8 protein-coding genes and 2 pseudogenes are annotated in these 9,058 nt (G+C 68.6%); 1 reads left to right on the plus strand and 9 read right to left on the minus strand.

Annotation, left to right across the window (positions count from 1 at the left end):
* Window positions 1-127: pseudogene (locus J1M40_RS07030) on the plus strand (IS5/IS1182 family transposase); the annotation flags it as partial.
* A gap of 51 nt (window positions 128-178) precedes the next feature.
* Here the strand turns inward: J1M40_RS07030 and J1M40_RS07035 are convergent.
* From J1M40_RS07035 to J1M40_RS07075, 9 genes and pseudogenes are all read right to left on the minus strand, one after another.
* Window positions 179-976 (minus strand): hypothetical protein, encoded by a 798-nt coding sequence (locus J1M40_RS07035; protein ID WP_206450629.1) that lies wholly within the window; start codon window positions 974-976, stop codon window positions 179-181.
* 268 nt (window positions 977-1,244) lie between these two features.
* Complete coding sequence (locus J1M40_RS07040) at window positions 1,245-1,625, minus strand: hypothetical protein (RefSeq protein ID WP_206450630.1); 381 nt, start codon at window positions 1,623-1,625, stop codon at window positions 1,245-1,247.
* Window positions 1,626-1,629: 4 nt separating this feature from the next.
* On the minus strand, window positions 1,630-3,534 hold the full coding sequence (locus J1M40_RS07045) for a TraM recognition domain-containing protein (protein ID WP_206450631.1): 1,905 nt from the start codon (window positions 3,532-3,534) through the stop codon (window positions 1,630-1,632).
* Window positions 3,534-5,036, minus strand: a complete 1,503-nt coding sequence (locus J1M40_RS07050; RefSeq protein WP_206450632.1) for a conjugal transfer protein TraC — start codon at window positions 5,034-5,036, stop codon at window positions 3,534-3,536. Before J1M40_RS07050 ends, J1M40_RS07045 begins: the two co-directional genes overlap by 1 nt.
* Window positions 5,036-6,625, minus strand: a complete 1,590-nt coding sequence (locus tag J1M40_RS07055; protein WP_206450633.1) for a PrgI family protein — start codon at window positions 6,623-6,625, stop codon at window positions 5,036-5,038. Before J1M40_RS07055 ends, J1M40_RS07050 begins: the two co-directional genes overlap by 1 nt.
* Window positions 6,625-7,665 (minus strand): hypothetical protein, encoded by a 1,041-nt coding sequence (locus J1M40_RS07060; RefSeq protein ID WP_206450634.1) that lies wholly within the window; start codon window positions 7,663-7,665, stop codon window positions 6,625-6,627. The genes J1M40_RS07055 and J1M40_RS07060 overlap by 1 nt, the downstream gene beginning before the upstream one ends.
* Window positions 7,666-7,697: 32 nt before the next feature.
* Window positions 7,698-8,003 carry a hypothetical protein gene (locus J1M40_RS07065; RefSeq protein WP_206450635.1) on the minus strand — a complete coding sequence of 102 codons (306 nt, stop codon included), beginning with the start codon at window positions 8,001-8,003 and terminating at the stop codon, window positions 7,698-7,700.
* 183 nt (window positions 8,004-8,186) lie between these two features.
* A complete protein-coding gene (locus J1M40_RS07070) occupies window positions 8,187-8,591 on the minus strand; it encodes a hypothetical protein (RefSeq protein WP_241252147.1) in 405 nt (134 codons plus the stop codon).
* 73 nt (window positions 8,592-8,664) lie between these two features.
* Window positions 8,665-8,874, minus strand: a pseudogene (locus tag J1M40_RS07075) (IS256 family transposase); the annotation flags it as partial.
* Between the last annotated feature and the right edge of the window lie 184 nt (window positions 8,875-9,058).

Here is a 9,058-nt window from a genome sequence, read left to right on the forward strand (position 1 = left end):
GTACGCGCACCTGAAGCAGTGGCGGGGCCTGGCGACCCGGTATGACAAGTACGCGATCGTCTACCGGTCCGCTGTGGTGCTGAATGCTGTGATCGCATGGTCCAAACGATTGTCAGACATGCCCTAGTTCCCTAGGCTGGGATCAGCGTAAGGGTGTCCATAGCGCGAGCCGCGACGCTCACTCCCAGCCTTGCGCATTCACCGATGTTTGCCACTGCACCTCAACCCCCGGATCCGCGCCAGACACCACCACGCGCACGGTGGGGCTCGCCGGCGTGGACGATGTCGTCTCCACCTCCGCCGCCACCTCCGACGGTGCCCGGCGGGCCACCAGGCCAATGGGGTTTGAGACCGCCACCTCCTCTCCGTCTGCGTTGACGACACGGGCCCGCAGATACTGCACGCCTTCCTCGGGGCGCTCGAGCACGTCCTCCTCACGGGTGGTCCCCGCCCAAGCCGTGAAGTCGTCCTCGTCGTAGTCCAACGTGAACGCTGGCCGGTCCCCGTACGCCTCGGGCTCCTTATGCGTCCCGGTCTTCGCGCAGCCTGCCTCGTCCACCATGCGGCGCAGACGCGCGGTGAGCATCTCGACGTGGGGGTGCCACATCATCATCGGGCCCAGCCCCGGGGCCTGCTCTTCCCAGACCTTGTACTCCATGCACATGGCCGCGTACAGCTCGGCGGTGAGGTCCGAGTGCTTGTACCAGCAGGGTGGCACTACCGAGGTCACCAGCCGGTACTCAGCCACGAACCAGTCCACCCACCGTCGTAGGTGGTTCCACGCCTGCCACTGGTGCTCGGCCTCGATCTCCCGCCACCGCGTGCCCATCCACACCGGCGGGCCCTCGCCCGCGAGTTCCGCGGCGACCTCCGGGTCGACGTAGGGCAGCGGAGTCCCCGTCTGTCCGTCGTCATCGCCGGCTGCCGGCCCCTCCCAGTCCGTGGGCTCGTCGTCTTCAACCCAGGGCGATGTCATCAGTTCCGTCCTTCCCTCGTGTACCGGCGTGCTGGCCCGCCCAGCAGCCTCTCGAGCCGGGCGAACAGCTCCTCAACGGCCTCGCGCCCGCCTGCTCCAGTCGAGCGCATGTAGCGATGCGCGGCGTCCTCGCATGTCCCGCACAGCCACACCCCGATTCCGCCGGCGGCACGGCACTCGGCGCGGTCCAGGTGCCGTCCATCGGTGCAGTGCCACCTCGTGGAGACGGGCCGCTGGCAGACATGGCACCGTGCACCCCCGTCGTCGCTCATGCCTGCCTCTGCCGGATCATCCTGGCCACGATCACGACCGTGGCCCGCCTGCGGTCCCATCCAAAGAACTCCCTCTTGCCGTCCATGATCTGATGCAGCCGCTGGTGATGGTCCCGGCACAACGGCATCAGGTCGTTGTGCACTTCACGGGCCTGCCACCGGCCCGCCTCGTCCTGGCCCACGCCCTTGTACGAGACGTGGTGTAGGTCCAGGGTCCCAGCCTGGGTCAGCGTGATCCCGCAGACCTGGCAGGCCGGCTCTTGGCCGGCCTGCCGGCAGTCTGCGAACCACCGCACCCGCCTGTACCCCCAGGCCTGAGACCGCAGGTACCGCTTGTACTCGGCCGAGCCGGTGCGGTGCAGCCCGAACCTGCCCATGCCCTCACCGCACCGGGATCGCCGGGGCGGTCTCTGGCACCGGGTCCAACGCCGCCACGGAGTCCTCGGCCCGGTCCGCGTCGGTCGGTGTCGAGGGAGCCGGGTCCTTGGACTCCAGCTCGGCCAGCAGCGCCTTCGAGTACCGCCCCGCGGCCTCCTGGATCTGCTTGCCGTCCTTGCGGTCCCACCAGCGGGTCATCTCCATCAGGATCGGCCGGCCGTTACGGTTCAGCAGGACCCCCCACCCGAACGGCAGCCGACGCAGCTCCGCGACCGAGACGACCTCGGTGTCGTGGATCTGCTCGGAGACCGAGGTGTGGTCCTTGCCGCGAGACTTCGAGGTCCGCATGATCTTGCGCTGACCGGCCAGCTTGGCGAACTGCTCCAGGTCGGACACGTTCGAGGCACCCCCGAGCTGGACCTTCACCGTGGCCGCGTCGAACAGCGCCTGCGCCTGCTGCTCGCCCCACTCGTTGCGGGCCTGAGCCATCGACTGGAACACCGCGAACGGGGAGATGCCCACACCGCCGCCGTCCGCCATGAGCTGGGTCAGCCCCGGCCAGGCGCCGGAGATGTTCGCGATCTCATCAAGCACCAGCGACAGCGGAGGGTCCAGCCGGTTCCCGGGCGACTTCGCCGCCAGCTCGCGGGCACGCTCGGTGATGGCGTCCATCATCGCGATCAGGAATGGGCCGGCCGACGAGCCGCCGGTCTTGGTGCCCACGATGTAGAGCGTCCCGCACTCGGTGAGGAACTTGTCGATGTCCAGGGTCTCCTCGAACCGGTTGGGTCGCAGCACGTCGCGGACCTCGGGCACCGACAGCCCCTTGACCGCACCCTCGACGCCGAACCACTTGGACTGGAGCAGCTTCGGGTCGCCCTCGATGATGCCCTTGAGCACCAGGTTCCAGTTCAGCGCGGCCTTGGGATGCTCGGTGAGGATCTTCACGGCCTCCTTGGCCTCGGCCGGGTTGTTGCCCCACCGCATCAGATCATCCACGGTGCGCTCACCCAGCGCCGCGGCGTGCAGCAGGCACTCCATGATCGTGATCGCCGGGGCCTGCCACTCCGCGTTCGAGCTGGAGGACCCCAGGCCGGAGGCACCGATCAGCGACGCCGCCCGCTGATTCGCCACACGCGGCTCCTCACAGCCCGTGATCGGGGACCACTTCAGCGTGGAGGGCTGACCGGTCAGTCCCTGCGGGTCGAACAGGGCCACCGGCCCCTTCTTCTTGCGCAGCTCGGCCGTGGCCCCCAGGTTGTCCGCGCGAGAGCTGGTCGTGATGACCGGGCCGGGCGCGTCGAGGATCGCGCCGATCAGCAGGTGCACGCCCTTGCCCGAGCGCGGCGGGCCGATCAGCACCACCGACTCCTCGTAGGACGCGAACACGTCCACGCCCTCGGCCTTGCCCAGACGCATGGCCCCGTCCGTGATGGCCGGCTTCTTGATCGAGGGCCGGACCTTCTTCACCCGGGACAGCACCGACTTGCGGCCCACCGTCTTGGTGATCTCCGCAGACCGGGCCAGTCCCTCGCGCTCGCGCAGCTCCTTGATGAACTTCTTGTCCGACTGCTGGTACCGGCTCCACGCCGTCACCGCGACGCCGATCAGCACGAGGGCCAACACCCCCAGACCGATCAGCCAGCCGATGACCCCGCCGGTGGTCGCCGTGCACCCCTGGACGGTGGTCCCGAACGCGGCCGGGTCGTGCTCGCCCACGAGGAAGCCCAGCGGCGCGAACAGGGAGTCGGGCTTCGTCGGTGCTCCACAGTGGATACGCCCGGCCAGGAACCCGGCCAGCAGGTACGCCCCGTAGAGCAGGACGGCCGGACCGATGAGCCAGATCAGTGCCGTCTCGGCCGGGTTGTCCCCTTCCAGGACCGAGTTGTTGCCACGTTCGCGTCGCATCAGGCCACCGCCTCCTTCGCCTTGTCCATGCGCTCGTCCGTGTCGAACAGCGGCAGCTCGGCCCGCGTGAGCACGTTCTGCACCTCGAACGAGGAATCCCCCAGCCGCCACAGGCCCGTGCCCTTGGGCAGGGACCGGACCAGGGACCGCTCCCGGTCGGACAGTTCCATCTCCGACGTCGTGATCTTCAGCGCGGACCGGTCCTGCCGGTAGATCACCTTCACGTCGGCGTCGGCCAGCAGGGACCGGGCCATCGCGGCCATCTTCGAGCTCTGATCACCGGCCATGTCCAGGTCAGCGATCTTGTGCAGCACGAGCACGTTGAAGATGCCGTACGCGCGGCTGAGCTTCCACTGCTCGACCATGCGCCGCAGGTCGGCCTCGGAGCTGATGTTGTCCCAGCCCTCTTCGTAGATCACGATCCGCTGCCCACCATCGCGGGTGGTGACCATCGCTTCGGTCCATGCGCCCGCGCACGCGTTGACCACGCGCACCGCCTCCGGGGAGGCACCCAGCAACGCGGAGGTGTCGATGCTCGTCGCGCACGCCTGCTCATCCAGGACGACCGTGGTCTCCCCGTCGAACATGCCGGCCAGGTCACCGGAGGACACGCGGCCCAGCGTCATCATCGTCACCGACGCGGCCTCCGCCTTCATCGCGTCCGCGTCTGCGCGGGCCGCATCCAGCGCCCGGATCACGTCCGGGATGATCGGCGGACGCCCCTCGGCGTCCGCGACCGCCACGGCCGCGTCCAGGCCCGCCGAGAGCACGTGGTGCTCGGGAGAGGTCATGTCCCGGTCGGTGAGGATCTTCACCAGGGCCACCAAGATGGACATGCGCCGAGTCCGCACCATCGAGGCCCACGCCCGGTCCGTCATCGGCTCGCCCTGAACGTCCGTCGAGGGCCGGGTGCCCGGGTCCAGCGGGTTCAGGCGCGTGTCCAGGCCAGGGCCGACCTGGATCACCGACCCACCCAGGCCCTTGACCACACGGGTCCACTCGCCCTTCTTGTCCGAGGCCACCGAGAGCTTGCGCCCGGCCAGCACCTGCCGCACCGCCAGCGACTTGGCCAGCGACGACTTCCCGGTGCCCACCTGACCGAACAGCATCATCGACATGCCCGAGATGATCCCGGCCTCATAGAGTGCCCACGGGTCGAAGCAGAACGCGCCGCCGCCGTGCATGTCCTTGCCGATCATCAGCCCACGCGCACCCAGACCGGGGCCGGCCACGAACGGGTACGCCGTCGAGGCCGTGTGCGTCGTCGTACGGACCGGCCGAGGGGCCAGCGTGCGCAACCCCCGCAGCTGCCGTGCCCCGCGCGGTCCGGCCTTGCCCCACTGCGGCTGAGGGAACCGCACCTCCTTAGCCTGCGCGGCCAGCGCCTTCCGCAGCGCCCGCTGGCCTCGCTCCAGCTCCCGGGCCGCACGCTTGGCCTCTCGGGCTTCGTCCTTGCCCGGTTCGATGATCTGGAACAGATCGACCTTCGGTTCCTCACGCATCAGAGCTTCATCCTTCCGAACGGCAGGGCACCGGCCACGAACGCCGCATCCTGCTCCATCCACACCGGGCGCAGCTCGCACTCGGCCGTGATCCCGGAGGCCACGACCTCCGCCGCCGCGGACTCCAGATCGGACCGCGAGGCCCCGGTCACCGTGACCAACACGACGACCTCCACACCTGTGTGCCGACGCCGCAGCTCGGCCTCCTCGCGCTCGACGTCCTCCAGAGACTGGTCATGTTCCAACGACGCGATACGCCCGAGCGCGCTCATCAGCCGCGAGTCCGTGTGCCAGTCCGTCTTACGCCGCTGCACGGACCGCACCGCGGCCCCACGCTCCACCGGAGCCATGACCACCGAGACCGTGTGCCGGAAGTCCCCGGCGAACACCAGCTCGTCCAGGAACCCCAGCCGGGCCAGGTTCTGCGGCAGCTCGGAGACCTTGTAGGTGCGGTGGTAGTTCCCGTCCGTGACCATGTGGCCCGCATGGACCTCCACGGCCATCGGTCCCGCGCTCGAGGGCGCGGTGCCCGCCGTCTTCCCGTCCGCCTTCATAGTCGAGACCATCACCGAGGCGTCCGGATCGAACGCCGACCGCGAGAGGCCGGCCAGCGTACGCGGGGAGTGCCAGGCGGTCACCTGGGTCCCCGAGCGCGGCAGCGTGCTCTCCACCGTCGTCATCAGCTTGAGCATGTGCTCCATGAGCGCCGGGGTGCCCCCGCCGAGCGCCTTGACCTGCGAGCTGATCTTCGACGGGGAGACCACCAGCGTCAGCCACTGCTCGTGCACCGGCATCGACTGGGCCTCCTTCATCAGCTCACGGAACGCCGCGTCCAGGAACGGGTCGATGCTTGCCCCTGACCGGCCTGCGCCCTCCTGCTTGGACTCGTAGAAGTCCTCCACGGCCGCACCGGAGATGAGCGTCGTCTGATCCGAAGCCTGAATCCGCACCACACCCGGCAGACGCGACAGCGCCGCCAGCGACGATCCCCACGACAGGGACCGTTCCTCCTGAGCGTCGAAGGACTCCAAGTCAAAGCCCCGCGTCGTCATGACCTTCGCGCAGACCACCGCTTCCCGGGCGCGCGGGTCCCAGACGAACCCGGCCCCGTTGGGCATCGCGTAGACCATCAGCTCTCCGGCCACACCCGGCAGCCGGAACCGTGCCGGCTCACCCGGCTTGATCCGCCCCTTCGCATCGCGCTGGGCCTGCGGCCCTGCCTCACTCACGGGTGCCTGCGGCTCGCCGTCCACCAACTCCAGCACGTGTGCCGGGGCCATCCCCTGGCGGTACTCGAGCTGATCCGTTACCCCCCGCCGCAGGTACTGCGCCGCCACCCACACCCAGCCAGGCAGGGACCGGCCACGGAACCGAGTCGCGCCGAACGCGCCGATCACGGCCATCAGCCCGATACCCACGAGCATGGCCGGCCCGCCACGCAGGATGAACGCCATGCCGATCAGCACGCCGGCCAGAACCACGATCACCTGCTCCAGGGTCAGCCCCAGGATCAGTCCCTGAGTCCGTTCCTGGGGGAACCGGACGTCGTCGTACTCCGAGTCCATCCACTCCTGAATCATCGTTGCCATCAGCGGCCTCCTCGCATCACCATCGCCCCGGCACGCTGGCGCATCCGGCCAGCCCGCGCCGAAACGCCCCGCATCGAATTCATTGCTCCACGCCCGGCCCGGCTCGCGGCCATCACGCCCGCCTGCTCAGCCTGGCCAGCACCGCCGCCCAGCCACGCGGTGACCGCAAGCATGAAGATCGGCATGGCCGCGGCCACGAACACCAGCACCATGCCAGCCACGGTCTGCACCCAGTCCGTGGACAATGCCGCCATCGCCATGCCCAGCCGCACGACGGCGGCTGCGATCGGCCCGGCCATGATCAGCCCCAGCATCATCGACAGCCACCGCCCCGCCAGCGCCTTGGCCGGCTCCAGGGCCAGCGAGAAGATCGCCGGGGCCGCGAACGAGGCCAAAATCAGAATCAGCACCAGACGGAAGATCATCATCGCCATCAGCACGAAGCAGGCGAAGAAGATCACCAGCGCGATGATCCACGCGACCAGGATCATCCCGTTTTCCGCGTTCTCGCTGGCCATCTCCCACTGCGCGAAGTTCTCGTCCAGCAAGATCTTGTCGTTGGCGGCGTCGTAGGTCAGACCGAACAGTCCCAGCACGCCGGCCACTGCCTCGTCCTGGCCATCGGTGCCACCGGAACCGACCTGCAAGATCCACAAGGTCAGCTGCTGGGTCGCCCCCATCGCCATCCACACCAGCCCGACCACCACGTAAGTCGCCGGGATGCTGAACACCGCCGCCAGGAACGCGCGCAGCATGCCGGCCGTGGACCCGCGCACCGCCGAGAGCGCGACCTGGACGGCCACGAAGATCACCAGCAGCGGGATCATCGCCAGCACGATGACGTTCAGCATCCCCGGGTGGTCGATCACCGTGCTCTCGCCACCGGCCACCGTTGTAGTGACCTGACCGCCGACGACCGTGACCCACCACTCCGGGGTCAGCGCACCCACGGAGAAAGCCTGCTCGATCAGCCCGGCAGCGGCCTTCGCCAGCCCCAGGATCGAACCTCGCACGAATTCCTCGAAGTCCTTCTCCCACATCGTTCTCTCCCTCCGTGAGTGCGCTCAGGACCTCAGAACAACGGAAGGCCGGCACCCCAACCGATCAGGCTTGCGGCACCGGCGATCAGGGCCGCAGCCACGATGCCCCAGACCACGAAGCTGATACCCACGTCCTGCGCGCGGCCGCTCGAGGAGAGCTTGCCGAAAATCCAGACCAGCACGCCGATGCCGACGGCGACGATCAGGATGACCAGGAAGGTGCCCAACGCCAGGCCCGTGATGTTCTGGATGGTGGGCATCCAGGGCCCATCGAAGCGCGGTGCGATGTCCGGGACACCGGCAGCCACCGTGGTGGCCGCGTGAATCAGATTGCTCATCAGGGGTCCTCCCGTAGGGATGTGATGTGACGACGGCCCGGATGTCTTCCGGCCCGCGCGGGCACCTCCTGCCCGCTGCCAGATGTACGACGCGCAGCACCGCCACGCATGTCACCTGCCCCGCACACGAGAAAGCCCCCACCCGCTACATCCGCAGCAGGTGAGGGCAACTCGCAGATCAGATCAAGAGCAGTTCTGACCCCGCGTCAGCGTCAGGGTCCGCCCGGTCTGAGCACCGTTGGTCAGCGACTGACGCGCCACGTGCACCTCGACCGGCGAGCACTCGGCCGTGGCCTCGTTCTGCGCCGAGCAGTCCGGCTCACCCGACCCGTTCACCTCGCCCGTGGCGTACCACTTCACCGATGTGACGACCGTGTACGAGGATTCCGTGCCCGTAGGCTCCTTGCCCCACTCGTACCCGTCCAACGCGGGCTGTCCACCGAGCAACGCACTGATCACACGCTCACGCTCTGCCCGATCCGGCGACGGCTCCTCCTTGTCGAAGTCCCGCACCGCCTGCCGGTTGCAGGTCTGCTTCGGGGCGTTCTTCTCGATCGCGACCGACTGTGGCCTGGCCCCGGCGGGCATCAGCTCGCTCGTACCCAGCCCAGCCCCCCAGCTCGCGCCGGCCGTTCCAGCCCCCAGCACCTGTCTCTTATACCTTCTCGTAGCCCAGATGGCTGGTCAGCTCGGCCTGCAGGCCCCGCTCGAGCGCGGCCTTGACCAGCGCGGGCACGAACCCGCCGTCACCGGTGAGCTCGACGCCGCCCGCGTCGATCTGCGCGAATAGGGCATCAAGCTGCCCTGAGGCTTTCAGCTGCTCGACCAGGTCCTGGCCCGAGGGCTCGCCTGGGTTCTTCTCGTCGGTCATGGTCATGATTCTTACCGTTCCTCTCGGTACGGCTTACACAGACCATCTGACACGCCCTTGGCCGGCCGAGTGCGGAGCAGGCCGAAATCGCCCGGTTGCGCCGCCAGCTGGCCGCCTCCCAGCAGAAGCTGGCCACCACCGAGACCGCCCTGGACATCATGGGAAAAGCACACGCGCTCTTGGA

The organism is Micrococcus sp. KRD026, from assembly GCF_017168445.1.
Classification (GTDB): Bacteria; Actinomycetota; Actinomycetes; order Actinomycetales; family Micrococcaceae; genus Micrococcus; species Micrococcus luteus.

Coding starts and splice junctions, on each gene's coding strand:
- J1M40_RS07035 (WP_206450629.1), bottom strand. CDS start 976: ATGACATCGCCCTGGGTTGAAGACGACGAGCCCACGGACTGGGAGGGG.
- J1M40_RS07040 (WP_206450630.1), bottom strand. CDS start 1,625: ATGGGCAGGTTCGGGCTGCACCGCACCGGCTCGGCCGAGTACAAGCGG.
- J1M40_RS07045 (WP_206450631.1), bottom strand. CDS start 3,534: ATGCGACGCGAACGTGGCAACAACTCGGTCCTGGAAGGGGACAACCCG.
- J1M40_RS07050 (WP_206450632.1), bottom strand. CDS start 5,036: ATGCGTGAGGAACCGAAGGTCGATCTGTTCCAGATCATCGAACCGGGC.
- J1M40_RS07055 (WP_206450633.1), bottom strand. CDS start 6,625: ATGGCAACGATGATTCAGGAGTGGATGGACTCGGAGTACGACGACGTC.
- J1M40_RS07060 (WP_206450634.1), bottom strand. CDS start 7,665: ATGTGGGAGAAGGACTTCGAGGAATTCGTGCGAGGTTCGATCCTGGGG.
- J1M40_RS07065 (WP_206450635.1), bottom strand. CDS start 8,003: ATGAGCAATCTGATTCACGCGGCCACCACGGTGGCTGCCGGTGTCCCG.
- J1M40_RS07070 (WP_241252147.1), bottom strand. CDS start 8,591: ATGCCCGCCGGGGCCAGGCCACAGTCGGTCGCGATCGAGAAGAACGCC.